We start from the raw sequence: 15662 nt of genomic DNA on the forward strand, positions 1-15662 counted from the left end.
CGGATAGCTCAGTTGGATAGAGCACATAGATGATAACTATGATGTCGCAGGTTCGATTCCTGCTCCAAACTTGGTCTTTGTAAAAGACTCCAGCACTTCGAATGCTGTCTAAAAATACCGGGTTCGGGGACCGGCATGTGAACGGCGCGGCGTCTGCGGCGGGCGGATATCTTCGGATGTCCAACCGCCAAGGGCAATGCACCTGCCACCATGGCAATCGGTTCGGTCTGTCAAAATGGCTGCGCTGGCCCAACGTCGAGCGGTCTGGTTTTCGAACCGGTCCGATCCGCGCTGATGCCCGCAACGCCCGCTCTGGCTGACCCTCTGTGCGCCATGCCACCGGTCCCTGAATCTTTTTGATCGGGAGAACAAGTCCTGCACCAATTCCGGTGCTGGCAATAAGAAGGAGATTGGCGTGAGCTGATATTTGAGTGAGTTTTATGTTGTATTTGATTGATAGCCTGATGGGGCGGACACGCGTCACCATCAACGAAAACGAACGGGCGGTCTGGCTCTACAAGGGCGAGCTACGCGGTATATTGGGTGCGGGCGAGCATGTCCTGCCAAACTGGCGCAAGCAATTGCGGGTCGAGCGCATGGCGCTGACCAATGGCGCATTTGTTTCGGCCTATGAGAAGGTGCTTTTCGACAAGCTGCCGGATCAAGCGAGCGCTCATCTGACCCAGTACCGGACCGGAACCAACGAGATTGCTGTCATTGAATGCGACGGACAGATTCATTCTGTCCTCTCTCCGGATAGCAAGCTCACCGTATGGACCGATGCCGGTCCTTGGAAGGCAGAAGTCGTGCAGCTGGATACGAACCCAGTGATCGCGCCAGCCTTGCTGCAGCGGCTGATGAAAGCCGGAGTAGCAAGCTTGCTTTCCAATGTCCGGATTGTCGAGGTGGACAAGGGCCAAGTTGGCCTGCTCACCGTTGATGGTCAGATGGCCGGCGAATTGACGCCGGGTGTCACCGGCTACTGGATGGTTGGTCAGAAAGTTGTCGTGAAGATCGTTGATCTGACGCGGCAGCCTCTGGACGTTACCGGTCAGGAGCTTTTGACCAAAGACCGCGTGACTTTGCGGATCAACGTCTCTGCCGAATATCGGGTCATTGATCCGGTCAAGGCGGTGACCGAGGTCAAGGACTTTGCCGATGCGCTGTACCGGGCGCTGCAATATGCGTTCCGGAAAACATTGGGCGCGATGACGCTCGACCAGATCCTCGAAAAGCAGGTGATGGTTGATGCCGACGCGGCGACCAAAGTGCGGTCCGACATGGCGGCCATTGGTCTGGAGGTCACCGATATCACCCTCAAGGACGTGATCCTGCCGGGTGATATGCGGGAGCTTCTGAACCAGGTGGTTTCTGCGCAAAAAGCGGCAGAGGCCAACGTCATCAAGCGGCGGGAAGAAACGAACGCTACGCGGTCGCTTCTGAACACCGCAAAGGTGATGGCCGACAACCCGGTCATGCTGCGGCTGAAAGAGCTCGAGGCGCTGGAAAGCATCGCGACCAAGGTCGATAAGCTGACCGTGACCAACGGCACCACAGGCTTGCTAAACGATCTCGTCAGCCTGTCTGGCGATTAGCAGCCGGTCTGGATGGTCGCTTAAAAAAGGAGGGCGCGGGGAGAAATTCTCGCGCCCTTTCTTTTTGCCCTATTCCATCCGCACCAGAACCAGTTCGGATGGCTCTTCGCCTGCGCTGCTTAGATAGATCTCTGCTCGTTTGACGCGGTCGGGCTGGGAAAGATCAAAGGATAGGCTGTGCTGATGATTGTCAGTCGGCTTGGCAAGGTTGGTCGCATCCCAAAAATCGAATGTGATTTTGGTCGCTCCGTCGGGGGTGCTCATCTTCATTCGGGGCTGGTTGCCTTGCGGGCAATAATGGGTTGCGACCACATCCGCCTGATCGCGATGATAGAGCGTGAGCGAATGGGTTTTACCGCGACTGACCCAGCGTTCGACCAGCACGCTATTGTTAGCGGTTAGTTCAAACTCGATATGGAATTTTGAACCGTCCCTGCCCTCCCGCTTCCAGTCTCCGACCAGTTTTGACATCTGTTCAAAGGAGGAAGGCATCGGCTCCAGGTCCTCCGCCAGCGCCGGACCGCCGAAACTCAACGCCATGATCAGAATAGGGATCAGGGTAGATGTTGAAGCCTTTTGGGACATGATTGCTTCCTAAACCGTAAAGCTTTCCCCGCAGCCGCAATCGCCTTTGGAATTGGGATTGTTGAACACAAAGCCGGCGGTGAAGTCATCTTCCTGCCAGTCCATCGTGCTGCCGACCAGATAGAGCACGCTGGGGCCATCGACATAGAAAACGCCGCCAGGGGTGACGATCTTTTCGTCAAAGGGCGTTTCCTCGGTCACATAGTCGACCGAATAAGCGAGGCCCGAACAGCCACGGCGCGGGGTCGACAGTTTTACGCCTATGACATCATCCGGTGCCTTGGCCATCAGGTCGGCAATCCGTTGCTCGGCGTCCGGCGTCAAGATGATCGCCGCCGGTATTTCGCGTGTCTTGGTGGTTGTCTCGGTCATATCTAAAGCCTTTTCTGCCAAAACATTGCCTTGCCCATTTCGGGGTCCAGCACATAATCTCCATAGCCCAGCGACGCATAAAGCGCCCGCGCCGGCGCATTGCCTTCGAGCACTTCCAGCGTCACTTTGCATGCGCCGATCTCTTGGGCAATGCCATGAATTTCGTCGAACAACTGCCGCCCGATACCGGTGCCGCGATGGGCTTTGGATACCGCAATATCGTGAATATTGATCAGCGGCTTGCCGCCAAAGGAGGAAAATGTCGTCATCAGATTCGCAAGGCCCACGGCTTCCTCACCGATATAAGCCAGCAACGAGGATGCCGCCGGGGTCGCCCGCAATCCGGGAACCAAAGCAGCTTGCGTCTCTGCGGACAAATCTTCGCCGCCGCCCATCGGATCCATCGCATAGCTGCGCAAGACCGTCACGATATCCGCGGCATGTTTCGGATCGTCATAATCCGCGCGAATGATATTCGCGGAAAGGGTAGCGGCTTCGCTCACAACATCCCCAGTTCGAGCTTCGCTTCGTCGCTCATCTTTTGCGGATCCCATGGCGGATCCCAGACGAGATTGACCTCGGCATGACCGACGCCGGGCACGCTGCCGACCTGCAGTTCGATTTCTCCGGGCATGGATTCGGCAACCGGGCAATGCGGCGTCGTCAGGGTCATGGTCACGATTGCGTGATTGTCGGGGGTGATCTCGACGCCATAGATCAGGCCCAGATCATAGATATTCACCGGAATTTCCGGGTCGTAAATGGATTTCAGCGTGTCGACGACCGCTTCATAAAGATCGCCGCCGGCTTCTCCGGCCGGAGTCTCGGTGGGCGCTTGCGCCAGAAAGCCTTCGAGATAATCCTTCTTGCGGTTCAGCTTTGCCGCATCGCTCTCCGCTTCATAGGGCGATGGCGCGACAACCGGTGCAGGCTTGGCTTCCACCGCATCCTCGACTTTCGCCAAAGGCGGTTTTTCCACCGAATCCACTTCTTCGACCAATATTTTGCGTTCTTCGTTCATATCGTCACCTTACCCGAAAATCTTTCTAACCCGATTGATGCCGTCCACCAGAGCGGCGACATCCGCATCATCACTGTAAATCCCGAAACTCGCGCGCGCCGTCGCGGCTACGCCAAAATAGTCCATCAAAGGTTGCGCGCAATGGTGGCCAGCGCGGATCGCCACGCCGCCTTCATCCAATATAGTGGCAACATCGTGCGGATGCACGTCACCGACCGCGAAACTCAAAATGCCCATGCTCTTGTCAGGACCAAAGACCCGCACCGAGTTGATACCGGACAACGCTTCGCGCGCCATAGCCAGTGTTGCATTTTCATGGTCCGAAATCACATCCAGCCCGATACCCTCGACATATTGGATCGCAACATCCAGTCCGACAACACCGGCAATATGCGGAGTTCCCGCTTCAAAACGACCCGGCGGCGGCGCGTAGGTGGTACCATCAAAAGACACGCGGTCGATCATCGACCCGCCACCCTTCCAAGGGGGCATGGATTCTAGCACGGCATAAGGCGCCCAAAGCGCCCCAATGCCGGTCGGACCGTAAATCTTGTGGCCGGAAAACACGTAGAAATCGCAACCGAGATCCTGCACATCAACGGGCAGGCGTGGCGCGGCCTGGCAGCCATCGAGCAACAGCTTCGCGCCAACTTTATGCGCAATCGCGGCGGCCCGTTTTGCGTCCAGCAAAGACCCGAGCACATTGGACACATGAGCCAGCGCGACCAGCTTATGCTGTTCCGTCAGATTGGCCTCGATCCAGTCGAGATCGATCTGGCCATCGTTGGTGAGCGGCGCCACATCAATATGCGCGCCGACCCGCTCGGCCAGCATTTGCCACGGCACGATGTTCGAATGATGCTCCAGCTGCGACAGAATGATGCGGTCGCCCTTGGTGACAAATTTGTTGCCCCAGCTTTCGGCGACCAGATTAATACTGTCGGTCGCGCCGCTGGTGAAGACGATTTCATTCTCGGATGCGGCGTTCAGAAACCCTGCGACGCGTTTGCGCGCGGCTTCATAAGCCAAAGTCATATTGGCCGACCGGGCATAGACGCCGCGATGCACCGTGGCATAATCCGGTCCATAAGCACGGGCGATAGCCTCGAGCACAGCTTTTGGTTTCTGCGCGGTGGCGGCACTATCAAGATAGTGCCAGTCATCCGCTACGCCGGGGAAATCGGCACGGTGGCTGGCGCGTATGTTGGCAGGGGCGTTCAAGACATAGCCCCCAATACCGCAAGCGCCCTGCCTTCAATCACTTCGCGCGCCGCATCATCATCCAGCGACACAAAGGCATCGGCGATAAACGCCTGCAACATCAACTTCTTCGCCTCCACCGGCGGCAGGCCGCGCGAGGCGAGGTAGAAGAGCGCCTGCTTGTCGAGTTCACCGACGGTCGCGCCATGAGCGCATTTCACATCATCGGCGAAAATTTCCAGCTCCGGCTTTGCGTTCGCGGTTGCGCCACGATCGAGCAGCATCGATTTGACCGACTGGGCCGCATCGGTTTTCTGCGCGTGGCGGGCCACATTGATGCTGCCAAGGAAACTGCCCGTGGCCGTGTCTGCCAGCACCGAGCGCACCACCTGATTGGAGGTCGCATTGGGTTCCGCGTGGATGGTCTCGGTGACGATCTCCAGTGTCTGTTTGCCCGATCCCAATATTGCGCCACCCAGCTCGAAATGGGAGCCATTGCCCAAAGTCGCCTTGACCTGAATCCGGCCATAGTCGGCATTGTGCGCGAGCACGTGCAATATGAAGGTCGCCTTGTCGCCAATGGTCACATCCAGATTGATCATGCCGACGCCGTCAATGATCGGCAATTCGGCAATCTGGCGCGAGACGGTTTCACCGGCGGCCACGTTAATATGCTCTGGACCGCCCAGTTTCGACCAGACAGGTTCCAGCGCTTTGACATCGGCATAGCGCCACGCCTCGTCGCGCTTGGATGGAAGAGGAAGAGTCATGTTCATTTGCGTGCCGCCATCATTTCTTTGCGTAATTTACTTAGCAGCTTTGGTTTTCTGGCATCGACGCAGGCCTTCACCGCTTCGCCCTGCGCGCCGTCACGAATGCACCGCACCGTTGTTTTACACAGCCGCTTGTCGAGATTGAGATTGCCACTCGACCGATCCGTCGAGCAGACATATTTGCCTTTCTCGTTGCGACCTACCGAGACAGAAATGCCTTCGAGCCGTTTGCCGATCACAATGATTTCCTCGTCAACCGTCGGCAAAACGGCAGGCGTTGCCATGATCAAAAGGGATGCAATCGTGATCATGCCGCCTCCGCAATCGCTTCATAGCCTTCATTTTCAAGCTGCAGCGCCAGTTCCGGTCCGCCGGTTTTGACAATCCGGCCATCCGCGAGAACATGGACAAAATCAGGCTTCACTTCGTCGAGCAGCCGTTGATAGTGAGTGATCAGCAAGACCGCTTTATCGGGCTTGCGCATGATCGCGTTGATGCCTGAACCCACGATGCGCAGCGCATCGATGTCGAGGCCGCTGTCAGTCTCGTCGAGGATCGCTAGCTTCGGATTGAGTATCCCCATCTGAACCATCTCGTTGCGCTTCTTCTCGCCGCCGGAAAAGCCGACATTGACCGCCCGTTTGAGCATATCCATGTCCATCTTCAGCAGCGCCGCTTTCTCCTTGGCGAGCTTGATGAATTCCGCGCCGGTCAGCGCCTCTTCCCCGCGCACAGCACGCTGGGCATTCAGGCTTTCGCGCAGAAATTGCAGGTTGGACACGCCGGGAATTTCGACCGGATATTGGAAGCCGAGGAAGATACCCGCCGCAGCCCGCTCATGCGGATCCATATCGAGCAGATCCTGCCCGTTGAAATGCACAGAACCCGCAGTGACTTCATAGCCGGGCCGTCCGCCGAGCGCATAGGCCAGCGTAGACTTGCCCGCACCATTGGGCCCCATGATCGCATGAATTTCGCCCGCGTTCAGTTCGAGCGAAAGCCCCTTGAGGATTTCTGTATCGCCGACGGTGGCGTGGAGGTTTTCAATTTTTAGCATTATTTACTGACTCTCAAAAAAAAGAAATTTGGTAAGAAGAAATAAGTTTGTAGCGAAAGGGATCAAACCACCAAAAAGCAAAAGTAACCAGAGCGACCAAAATTCCTTGGGTTTCTGCCCCTTGTTGACATCCATCAGCCCTGCGAAAGGGCCCGCGCCTGTTATCCTTCCCGAAAAAAGACTTTTGATACATAGAAATGCAAACGGAAATACGACTAGCGCACCGAAGAAAAGAAAAAGAAGCGCCGCGCTCACCCCACGCTCCCCTCAAGACTGATCGCCAGCAATTTCTGCGCTTCGACCGCAAATTCCATCGGCAGTTCCTTGAGGACTTCCTTGGCAAAGCCATTGACGATCAGGCTTACCGCCGCTTCCTCGTCGAGGCCGCGTTGCTGGGCATAGAACATCTGGTCGTCGGAAATTTTGCTGGTCGTCGCCTCATGCTCGATCGTCGCGGTTGGATTCTTCACCTCGATATAGGGCACGGTATGCGCGCCGCTCTGGTCGCCGAGCAACAAGCTATCACATTGGGTGAAGTTACGGACATTTTCCGCATTCGGACCCACCCGCACCAGACCGCGATAGGTATTGTCGCTGTTCCCGGCGCTAATCCCTTTGGAGATGATCGTCGAACGGGTGTTCTTGCCGTTGTGGATCATCTTGGTGCCGGTATCGGCCTGCTGATAATTGTTGGTCAGCGCGACCGAGTAAAATTCACCAACGCTATTTTCGCCATTCAAAACACAGCTTGGGTATTTCCACGTCACCGCGCTGCCGGTCTCGACCTGGGTCCAGCTGATCTTGCTATTCTTGCCCTGGCACAGGCCGCGCTTGGTCACGAAATTATAGATGCCGCCCTTGCCATTCTCGTCACCGGGATACCAGTTCTGGACGGTGCTATATTTAATCTCGGCATCATCCATCGCGACCAGTTCGACCACGGCGGCGTGCAGTTGGTTCTCGTCGCGCATCGGTGCGGTGCAGCCTTCGAGATAGGAGACGTAAGAACCTTCTTCGGCGACAATCAATGTCCGCTCAAACTGACCGGTATTTTCCGCATTGATCCGGAAATAGGTGCTGAGCTCCATCGGGCAGCGGACGCCTTTGGGAATATAGACAAAGGTGCCATCGCTAAACACAGCGCAATTGAGCGTCGCGAAATAATTGTCGTGCATCGGCACGACTTTGCCCAGATATTTCCGAATAAGGTCAGGATATTCCTTGATCGCTTCAGAAATGGAACGGAAAATCACGCCCGCTTCTTCTAGCTCCTGCCGGAAGGTGGTTGCCACCGATACGCTGTCGAACACGGCATCTACAGCAACCTTGCGCGCACCTTCGACACCCGCGAGCACCTTCTGCTCTTCGATCGGAATGCCGAGCTTTTCATAGATGCGCAGGATTTCCGGATCGACCTCGTCCAGCGACCCCAGCTTTTCCTTCGCCTTGGGCTCGGCGTAATAATAAGCGTCCTGATAGTCGATCATCGGGATCTCGAGCTTTGCCCAATCCGGCGATTCCATCTTTTCCCACTGGCGGAAAGCCTTGAGCCGCCAGTCGAGCATCCATTGCGGCTCGCCCTTCTTGTCGGAGATGAAACGCACGGTGTCCTCGTTCAGGCCTTTGGGTGCAAAATCCTGTTCGATGTCCGACGACCAGCCGAACTCATAGGTACTGGCCTTATCGACCGCTTCCTGCGCCTCGGCGTTCATTTCCGCGCGTTCCGCGTCATGTTCCGCAGTTTTAACGTCTTCGCTCATTATGCTTTTTCCATTATTCGAATTTTTGGGGTCACCGGGAGATCCGACAGGCTTGCGAGACTGACATCGGCCAGCGCCTTACGGATTGTGCGGTTTACAACGCCCCAATGGGGTTTCACCGTGCAGCCGTCCTCCAGCACACAATCATGATTGCCATCAATGGTGCAGCTGGTGATCGCCAGCGGGCCTTCGACGGCTTCGACAATTTCGGCAAGACTGATCGAGGACGGCGGGCGCGACAGACGAATGCCGCCGCCTATGCCGCGCGTCGATTCAAACAAGCCGGCTGCTGTCAATTTGCTCACCAGCTTTTTCGCGGTGGGCAGCGGGACTCCGGTTTCCTCGGCGAGTTTTGTTGCGTTCAGCTTCCCCTCCGCAAGCAGTGCAGCACCACAATGGCGCGCCGCAGCGGACATCAGGACAACAGCATAGTCTGCGAGGTTGGAAAGACGCATTTTTCTCGAATCGCTCGGGGTGAATGTTTAAACAAGACTAATTTAGTCTCATTTATCCAACATTGCAAGAACCCGCGAGGGTGATGGATGCAATTCGGCATCCGTCAGCATCTGGCCGACCAGCAAACATGCCTCCAATCCTTCCAGTCAGGTGTCGGATGTGAGCGATGTAATCTTGCCCTTCAAATTGCTGCGCTGGTCGATCAGGCTTGCAATCTCGCTCTCACCCACCCGAAGCTTCGTCGGCGTTACGCCGGCAAAGAATTTCACTTCGCGGATCATATGCGATTGATCGTAAAAAGCATCGACCAATTCGAGCAATTCTTCTTCATTCTGCTCTGCATAAGCCCGCGCCGCCCGCAGCGCGCGATATTTGCGCGCGAGATATTTGGGTGGCATGCCATATAGTTTGTTCACCGTGCGCAGCACTTGTCGCGAGCTTTGCGAGGACCGCTCCATCAGCCCGCTGACCGGCGGTGAAGGCTCAGAAGACAGCCATTCATCGACCATCTTGGTAAAAACTGTCGTTTCCGGTTTGAGTCGCGGTTTCAGGGCCCGATAGATCTTGTCCGCCCAGGCCACCATCTCCTCCGGAGACTCGCAACCGCGCAAATACTCCATGTGCTTTTCAATCTCTGGGCCAAAAACCTCGTCGGCATTGACTGCCCGATCTGCATAATCTGCTGCCGATTTCCGCGTTGAAATGGCCCAGCCGGCCGGAAGAATCCCGACGCCAAACATCCGGAACGGTCCGGTCACATCAACATGCATAGCCCCGGTGGATGGGCCCTGCAGCACCGAACCTTCATGGGAAAAGCTGCTACCGTCGGCAAAACTTATAACCGCGCTGCCCTCCAGTAAAAACCGCAATTGGGCGATAGCGGCTCTCTCATTGTCCGCAAATCGCGGCTGGTCATCTTCAAAAAGATAATAGACCGAGACCAAGTCCCGGACATCTTCAGCTGGCGCATAATATCTCAAACTAACCAATTGGGACCCCTCGATCTGCCACTTCCCCAAGTCCAGATGCGTTATGGATGCTCTTTTATCGTTTGAAAATATAGTTAAAAAAAAAGGCCTAACCAATTTAATGGTCAGGCCTGAAAGGAAAAGAGCTCAAAAACCTTCGCAATGCGATGGCATGAGTTCCTCGGGTCGCAGCTCTGCTATGCGCAGGAAAAGCTTCGTCCCTATTGTACAAAAACGACAGATTTTTCTCAAACTCTTGACATTTAAGGACATAGTTGCGGAATTACTTGTTATTCAAAGGGTCGAAGCAATCCAAGCATCGACCCGCTCTTCCATGATGTTAAGCGGCACGGGGCCACTTTTCAAAATCACGTCATGAAATCCGCCCATGTTGAATTTATCACCAAGAGCTTTTTGCGCCTTCGACCGAAGCTCCAATATTTTGAGTTTGCCGATCATATAAGCAGTGGCCTGCCCGGGATAGACAATATACCGCTCAATCGCTTTGCGGATATCGCCTTCCGGATTGGGCGTATTGTCAGTCAGATATTGAATAGACTCTTCGCGGCTCCAGCGCTTGTGATGGATGCCCGTATCGACAACCAGCCGACACGCCCGCCACAATTCCATGCCAAGCCGGCCAAAGTCGCTATAGGGGTCTTCGTAAAATCCCATATCCTTGCCCAGTTCTTCCGAATAGAGTCCCCAACCTTCGGTATAAGCAGTCCAGCCACCAAATCTCCGGAAAGGCGGCAAATCGCCGAGCTCGGTCTGAATCGATCGTTGCAAATGGTGCCCCGGCAAACCTTCATGATAAGCCAATGCCTCTAGCTCCGTCTTCGACATGCTACGCAAATTATAGAGATTCACGTAATAAGTGCCAGGCCGCGATCCATCAGGAGCAGGGCTGTTATAAAACGCCTTGCCAGCCGATTTTTCGCGAAACGCCTCTACCGGTTTGATGACCAGGGGTGCCTTCGGCAACGTGTTGAAAAATTCCGGCAGCTTCGCCTCCATCGCGGCCAATTTGATATCGACATCCGCCAAATAGGCTTCCCGCGTTTTATAGAAAAACTCGTCTCCAGCGCGCAGATGCTGGAAAAAGTCCTGCAAACTGCCAGTAAACCCAACGTCTGCCATGATCTTGCGCATCAAGCCATGAATGCGCGCTACATTCTCGAGGCCGATTTGATGCACTTCGTCTGCCGTCAAATTGGTCGTCGTATAATTGTTCAACCGCTCGGTATAATAAGCCGCACCATCTTTGAACCGCCAGATGCCATCACCATCGACAGCCATGGATTGTTGGCGCTCCATCTCCGCAATTAATTTTTGATAGGACGGCTTCAATCGGCCGGTCAGCGCCGCTCCACCTCGGGCGATCAGATCAGCTTTCTCTGCTTCGGAAATGTCCAGAGCGCCGACCTTCTTTTTGAGATCCGCATAAATAGGTGAATCCTTACCCTTCTCGAACGGGGCACCGCTGATCACATTTTTTGCGTCATTGATCACATAAGGAAATACCCAATCCGGGACGATGATTCCATCATCCGCGCGCTCCGCCGACTGCACAACAAGAGTCTCGATCAAATCCCCGGCAGCGCCAAGGCGGCTCACATAGGCTTCGGCATCCGCCTTATTCGCCACCCGATGGATGTTGATCATGAACGCCGGGATTTGACTCTGCGCCCCATTCATCTGATCAAAAATATAAGAATTGCGGCGGAACGGGAAAGATTTGCTCGATCGTTCGGCCCGCGCCTGAAACAGTCGGTAGCTCAGCTGACTGGATTCGCTTAACTGGCTCTCGTCAAAATCCGCTTCCATTTTAGCGACCGCGGCCTGACCGCGTTCATATTGCTTTACCTCTGCAGCTTCGCTTGCATCATTCCATTTTCCATAGTCCGCATCCCGAATGCCGCGATAGGCTTTGGACAGCGGGGATTCTGCAATTTCCTGATCGTCATAATCTTTGAAAAAAGCAGACAATTGCGTGTTGATGTCCTCTGTTGCCGGCGCGACCGCTTGGTTCGTTGGCATCTCGGTAGCGGATCCGGCGGCACAGCCGGTCAATGCCAATGCAGAGGCGGCGGTCAGCAACATATTTTTCATCAAAATCTTCCTTCTTTGCCTTAAATTTCCTCGGCCCTATCATTCCCTTTTGAATTGCACAAATCTGCTGGACCGCCGGTGCGCTCCGGACTCAGGGGAAGCACAGTTACCAATTGGTGGTTGCTGGCGCGATTGTCCGCCATTAGGCTCTGGCACCATGCAGGCACTTTCTCCGGACGCTCTAATTATCGGCGGCGGCCACAACGGCCTTGTTTGCGCCTATTATCTCGCTCGCGCCGGAATGAAGGTCCGGATATTAGAAGCCCGCAATGTGATCGGCGGCGCAGCGGTGACAGAGGAGTTTCATCCCGGTTTCCGCAATAGCACCGCGAGCTACACCGTCTCGCTCCTCCAACCCAAAATCATCGCCGACATGGGACTGGTGCAACGCGGCTATCGCGTGATCGAGCGGCCCAAAAACAACTTCCTTCCGCTTGGGCAAGGCCAACATCTGCTCCTCGGCGGGTCTTTGGAAGCGACGCAACGAGAGATTGCACGTTTTTCCCAAACCGATGCAGCGCGATTACCAGCCTATTACGCCATGCTGGATTCGGCAGCAGATTTGTTGCGCGATATGGCCTTGGAGATTCCGCCAAATATCGGCGATGGAGCTGCAGCCATGCTGACGGCGATCAAGACGGCTAGGCGATTTAATCGCCTAGCGCCGCTGGAACAGCATAATATCTTAAAGCTGTTCACGCTGAGCGCGCGCGAATTGCTTGACCATTGGTTTGAAAGCGCCCCCCTCAAAGCGGCGTTCGGATTTGATGCCATTGTCGGCAATTACGCAAGCCCCGACACACCCGGCAGCGCCTATGTTTTGCTCCACCACGTCTTTGGTGAGGTCAATGGACAGTCAGGACAATGGGGCCATGTGATCGGCGGCATGGGGAAGATCACAGAACTCATGGCCGAAGCCTGTAAAGAGGCCGGAGTGGAGATCAGCCTCGAAACGCCCGTCGCGAAATTGCTCGTTGAGAAGGGCCACGCCGTTGGCGTGCGCACAACCGAGGGAGAGAATATTCACGCACCTAAGATTGTCGCCAACGTTGGACCGAAGCTGCTATATGATCGACTCATCCGCCCCGCCGACCTGCCCACTGACTTTCGCGACATGATGGCTGGCTACCACTGTGGCTCCGGCAGCTTCCGGATGAATCTCGCTTTGGATGGCCTGCCCGAATTCACTGATCTTCCCGGGATCGGCGATCATCTGAAATCCGGAATCATCATGGCACCTTCTCTGGATTATATGGACCAGGCCTATCAGGATGCCCGCCGGTTTGGGTGGTCGCGCAAGCCAGTTGTAGAAATGCTCATTCCCAGTCTTGTTGACGATAGCCTGGCACCGGCGGGCCAACATGTAGCCAGTCTCTTCTGCCAACAGTTTGCCCCCGCTTTGCCGACAGGTCGCAATTGGGACGATGAACGCGATGCTGCCGTGGCGGCCATTCTGAACGTGATAGAAGATCATGCACCGGGGTTCCGGAACAAGATACTGGGACAAACAGCACTGTCTCCTCTCGATCTGGAACGCAAATTCGGGTTGATCGGTGGTGACATATTTCATGGCCGTATGTCGCTAGACCAGCTCTGGTCAGCCCGTCCGGTGGTCGGCGCGGCAAGCTACAAAGGCCCGCTTGCCGACCTCTATATGTGTGGCTCGGGCACCCATCCCGGAGGCGGCGTCACCGGCGCACCGGGTCATAATGCTGCCAATGTCATACTGAAGGAACGTAGCTTTCTGAGTCGCTGGTTCCGCTGACGCTACGACAGGCTGGTCTTATCAGCTGGCTCTTGCGCCTAAGACATGGGGAGGATAGCTTCACCAAAAAATGGGTGAGGAAATCGATATGCGCAATCCACTGATGTTGGCCGTCTGCACGGCTGCTCTGGCTGTTTCTGGCTGTACCAAAATAGAAGATGATGGCAGCAATAGCGGGGATGTTGAGAACACCGCTTACCCCGAACAAGTGTTTTGGGGCGACACCCATCTCCACACCGACAATAGCATCGACGCTTTCGGTTTTGGCAATCGACTGGACGCTGAAGCTGCGTTGAGATTTGCGCGGGGCGAGGAAGTCACGGCGACAAAAGGCGATAAAGCAACATTGTCACGCCCTCTCGATTTTCTAGTGATTGCCGACCACAGCGATGCAATGGGTGCGACCAAAGCCATTATGGAAGCACCGCGCATCGCGCTCCTCACCAATGACTTTCTCCTGCGTTGGCACGATATGATGAACGAGAGTGACGAAGGCGCATTACAGGTAACATCAGAACTGATCGATCGCGCGGCCAAGGGCACATTGCCTGACTCGTTAACCGATCCCGAACAGACACGGGAACGGACGGCGGACCTCTGGAAAAAGCATGGCGAAACAATCGATCGATATAATGAACCGGGCAAATTTACAGCGTTCATGGGTTTCGAGTATACACCGATGCCGGATGGCGACAATCTTCACCGGGTTGTGATGTTCCGCGACGGTCCAAAAGATATGGGCGACACCGTTCCTTTTCCCGCACTGGTTTCACAGGATCCGGAAAAGCTTTGGGGCTATATGGCCGCCTATGAAGAAAAAACCGGTGGCAAAGTGTTAGCCATTCCGCACAACAGCAATGTCTCGAACGGCAGAATGTTTGCGATGCAAAAGTTTGACGGCAGCCCCATTGATGCCGCCTATGCAAAAATTCGAGCGCTGCGTGAGCCAATTGTCGAGGTTACCCAGATCAAGGGCGACAGCGAAAGCCATCCTTTCCTCTCGCCCAACGATGAGTTTGCCGACTATGGTGTCGCCGGTTGGGACAAATGCAACCTGAGTTGCACCAAAGACATGGCGCCCGAAAGCTATGCCGGAAGCTACACCCGCGAAGCCTTGAAGCGCGGGCTGGAACTGACCCTCGCATTGGGCGCCAATCCCTTCAAATTTGGCGTGATCGGCTCCACCGACAGCCATACGTCGCTTGCCACGGCGGACGAGAATAATTTTTACGGCAAGCATAGTGGCAACGAGGCAAACAACAAAAACCGTGCTCTGGACCCACAGAATCTGGGAACCCGCAAAGGCCGGTTCGGTTGGCATTACCTATCCAGCGGCTATGCGGCGGTTTGGGCGACCAGCAACACACGGGAAGCCATTTTCGACGCGATGATGCGCCGCGAGGTCTATGCGACCACCGGTCCGCGGATGCAGGTCCGTTTCTTTGGCGGCTTTGATTTTACCGCTGAAGATACCGCGGATATCGTCAAAACGGGCTATGCCAAGGGCGTCCCAATGGGCGGAGATCTGAACGGTGGGGACGGTGCAGCACCGAAATTCCTGATCAGCGCGATGATGGACCCCGAAAGCGCCAGTCTGGATCGGATCCAGGTGGTCAAGGGATGGGTCAATGCAAACGGCCAAAGCCAGGAAACAATCTATAATGTCAGCTGGAGTGATGCTGATACCCGCAAGTTGGGAACAGATGGCAAGCTCGCCCCGGTTCCCAATAGCGTCGATCTGACCAAAGGCACTTGGGACAATGCCACCGGCGCTTCGGAGCTGATGACATTCTGGCAAGATCCAGATTTCGATGCCGCGCAAAACGCGTTCTACTATGTTCGTGTGCTCGAAATTCCGACCCCGACCTGGCCGGTTTATGATGCGTTAAAATTCAACCTGACTCTGCCTGATGAAGTGATCAAGATTCAGCAGGAACGCGCTTATAGTTCGCCTATCTGGTATACGCCCGCGGCATAAACGAACGCGGCCGTTCAGGC

General features: G+C 55.3%; 16 protein-coding genes and 1 tRNA gene. 5 read left to right on the forward strand and 12 right to left on the reverse strand.

Going from position 1 to position 15662, the window contains the following annotated elements; all coding sequences use genetic code 11:
- The first annotated feature begins 1 nt into the window (after position 1).
- From ABJV08_RS02110 to ABJV08_RS02120, 3 genes are all read left to right on the forward strand, one after another.
- Positions 2 to 67 (forward strand) — tRNA-Ile (locus ABJV08_RS02110).
- A 109-nt stretch (positions 68 to 176) separates the two neighbouring features.
- The gene (locus ABJV08_RS02115; RefSeq protein WP_348038998.1) at positions 177 to 320 is read left to right on the forward strand and encodes a hypothetical protein; all 144 of its coding nucleotides are present in this window, start codon (positions 177 to 179) and stop codon (positions 318 to 320) included.
- Positions 321 to 440: 120 nt separating this feature from the next.
- The gene (locus ABJV08_RS02120; RefSeq protein WP_348039310.1) at positions 441 to 1595 is read left to right on the forward strand and encodes a slipin family protein; all 1155 of its coding nucleotides are present in this window, start codon (positions 441 to 443) and stop codon (positions 1593 to 1595) included.
- Between the two features lie 69 nt (positions 1596 to 1664).
- Here the strand turns inward: ABJV08_RS02120 and ABJV08_RS02125 are convergent, their stop codons facing one another.
- From ABJV08_RS02125 to ABJV08_RS02180, 12 genes are all read right to left on the reverse strand, one after another.
- Positions 1665 to 2180: a hypothetical protein gene (locus tag ABJV08_RS02125; protein ID WP_348038996.1), complete on the reverse strand. Its 516-nt coding sequence runs from the start codon at positions 2178 to 2180 to the stop codon at positions 1665 to 1667.
- A gap of 9 nt (positions 2181 to 2189) precedes the next feature.
- On the reverse strand, positions 2190 to 2552 hold the full coding sequence (locus ABJV08_RS02130) for an iron-sulfur cluster assembly accessory protein (RefSeq protein WP_348038994.1): 363 nt from the start codon (positions 2550 to 2552) through the stop codon (positions 2190 to 2192).
- A gap of 2 nt (positions 2553 to 2554) precedes the next feature.
- On the reverse strand, positions 2555 to 3055 hold the full coding sequence (locus ABJV08_RS02135; protein WP_348038992.1) for a GNAT family N-acetyltransferase: 501 nt from the start codon (positions 3053 to 3055) through the stop codon (positions 2555 to 2557).
- Positions 3052 to 3573 carry an SUF system Fe-S cluster assembly protein gene (locus ABJV08_RS02140; RefSeq protein WP_348038990.1) on the reverse strand — a complete coding sequence of 174 codons (522 nt, stop codon included), beginning with the start codon at positions 3571 to 3573 and terminating at the stop codon, positions 3052 to 3054. Before ABJV08_RS02140 ends, ABJV08_RS02135 begins: the two co-directional genes overlap by 4 nt.
- Before the next feature lie 9 nt (positions 3574 to 3582).
- Positions 3583 to 4794: a SufS family cysteine desulfurase gene (locus ABJV08_RS02145; protein WP_348038988.1), complete on the reverse strand. Its 1212-nt coding sequence runs from the start codon at positions 4792 to 4794 to the stop codon at positions 3583 to 3585.
- Positions 4791 to 5549, reverse strand: a complete 759-nt coding sequence (locus tag ABJV08_RS02150; protein WP_348038986.1) for a SufD family Fe-S cluster assembly protein — start codon at positions 5547 to 5549, stop codon at positions 4791 to 4793. The genes ABJV08_RS02145 and ABJV08_RS02150 overlap by 4 nt, the downstream gene beginning before the upstream one ends.
- The gene (locus tag ABJV08_RS02155) at positions 5546 to 5857 is read right to left on the reverse strand and encodes a hypothetical protein (protein WP_348038984.1); all 312 of its coding nucleotides are present in this window, start codon (positions 5855 to 5857) and stop codon (positions 5546 to 5548) included. The genes ABJV08_RS02150 and ABJV08_RS02155 overlap by 4 nt, the downstream gene beginning before the upstream one ends.
- On the reverse strand, positions 5854 to 6603 hold the full coding sequence (sufC, locus tag ABJV08_RS02160) for a Fe-S cluster assembly ATPase SufC (RefSeq protein WP_348038982.1): 750 nt from the start codon (positions 6601 to 6603) through the stop codon (positions 5854 to 5856). Before sufC ends, ABJV08_RS02155 begins: the two co-directional genes overlap by 4 nt.
- A 251-nt stretch (positions 6604 to 6854) precedes the next feature.
- On the reverse strand, positions 6855 to 8315 hold the full coding sequence (gene sufB / locus ABJV08_RS02165; RefSeq protein ID WP_348039309.1) for a Fe-S cluster assembly protein SufB: 1461 nt from the start codon (positions 8313 to 8315) through the stop codon (positions 6855 to 6857).
- Between the two features lie 47 nt (positions 8316 to 8362).
- A complete protein-coding gene (locus ABJV08_RS02170) occupies positions 8363 to 8818 on the reverse strand; it encodes an SUF system Fe-S cluster assembly regulator (protein WP_348038980.1) in 456 nt (151 codons plus the stop codon).
- Between the two features lie 147 nt (positions 8819 to 8965).
- Positions 8966 to 9808 carry a DUF6597 domain-containing transcriptional factor gene (locus tag ABJV08_RS02175; RefSeq protein WP_348038978.1) on the reverse strand — a complete coding sequence of 281 codons (843 nt, stop codon included), beginning with the start codon at positions 9806 to 9808 and terminating at the stop codon, positions 8966 to 8968.
- 273 nt (positions 9809 to 10081) lie between these two features.
- Positions 10082 to 11899 (reverse strand): DUF885 domain-containing protein, encoded by a 1818-nt coding sequence (locus ABJV08_RS02180; protein WP_348038976.1) that lies wholly within the window; start codon positions 11897 to 11899, stop codon positions 10082 to 10084.
- A 157-nt stretch (positions 11900 to 12056) separates the two neighbouring features.
- On the opposite strand from ABJV08_RS02180, the gene ABJV08_RS02185 reads away from it, so the two are divergent.
- The gene (locus ABJV08_RS02185; RefSeq protein WP_348038974.1) at positions 12057 to 13664 is read left to right on the forward strand and encodes an NAD(P)/FAD-dependent oxidoreductase; all 1608 of its coding nucleotides are present in this window, start codon (positions 12057 to 12059) and stop codon (positions 13662 to 13664) included.
- A gap of 88 nt (positions 13665 to 13752) precedes the next feature.
- On the forward strand, positions 13753 to 15642 hold the full coding sequence (locus tag ABJV08_RS02190) for a DUF3604 domain-containing protein (protein WP_348038972.1): 1890 nt from the start codon (positions 13753 to 13755) through the stop codon (positions 15640 to 15642).
- Positions 15643 to 15662: the final 20 nt, after the last annotated feature.

Origin of the sequence: Parasphingorhabdus sp. (genome assembly GCF_039982395.1) — a bacterium.
GTDB lineage: Bacteria > Pseudomonadota > Alphaproteobacteria > Sphingomonadales > Sphingomonadaceae > Parasphingorhabdus.

Excerpts from the sequence above, each read along its gene's own strand:
- ABJV08_RS02115 (WP_348038998.1), top strand. The coding sequence starts at position 177 with ATGTCCAACCGCCAAGGGCAATGCACCTGCCACCATGGCAATCGGTTC.
- ABJV08_RS02120 (WP_348039310.1), top strand. The coding sequence starts at position 441 with ATGTTGTATTTGATTGATAGCCTGATGGGGCGGACACGCGTCACCATC.
- ABJV08_RS02125 (WP_348038996.1), bottom strand. The coding sequence starts at position 2,180 with ATGTCCCAAAAGGCTTCAACATCTACCCTGATCCCTATTCTGATCATG.
- ABJV08_RS02130 (WP_348038994.1), bottom strand. The coding sequence starts at position 2,552 with ATGACCGAGACAACCACCAAGACACGCGAAATACCGGCGGCGATCATC.
- ABJV08_RS02140 (WP_348038990.1), bottom strand. The coding sequence starts at position 3,573 with ATGAACGAAGAACGCAAAATATTGGTCGAAGAAGTGGATTCGGTGGAA.
- ABJV08_RS02150 (WP_348038986.1), bottom strand. The coding sequence starts at position 5,549 with ATGAACATGACTCTTCCTCTTCCATCCAAGCGCGACGAGGCGTGGCGC.
- ABJV08_RS02155 (WP_348038984.1), bottom strand. The coding sequence starts at position 5,857 with ATGATCACGATTGCATCCCTTTTGATCATGGCAACGCCTGCCGTTTTG.
- sufC (WP_348038982.1), bottom strand. The coding sequence starts at position 6,603 with ATGCTAAAAATTGAAAACCTCCACGCCACCGTCGGCGATACAGAAATC.
- sufB (WP_348039309.1), bottom strand. The coding sequence starts at position 8,315 with ATGAACGCCGAGGCGCAGGAAGCGGTCGATAAGGCCAGTACCTATGAG.
- ABJV08_RS02170 (WP_348038980.1), bottom strand. The coding sequence starts at position 8,818 with ATGCGTCTTTCCAACCTCGCAGACTATGCTGTTGTCCTGATGTCCGCT.
- ABJV08_RS02180 (WP_348038976.1), bottom strand. The coding sequence starts at position 11,899 with ATGAAAAATATGTTGCTGACCGCCGCCTCTGCATTGGCATTGACCGGC.
- ABJV08_RS02185 (WP_348038974.1), top strand. The coding sequence starts at position 12,057 with ATGCAGGCACTTTCTCCGGACGCTCTAATTATCGGCGGCGGCCACAAC.
- ABJV08_RS02190 (WP_348038972.1), top strand. The coding sequence starts at position 13,753 with ATGCGCAATCCACTGATGTTGGCCGTCTGCACGGCTGCTCTGGCTGTT.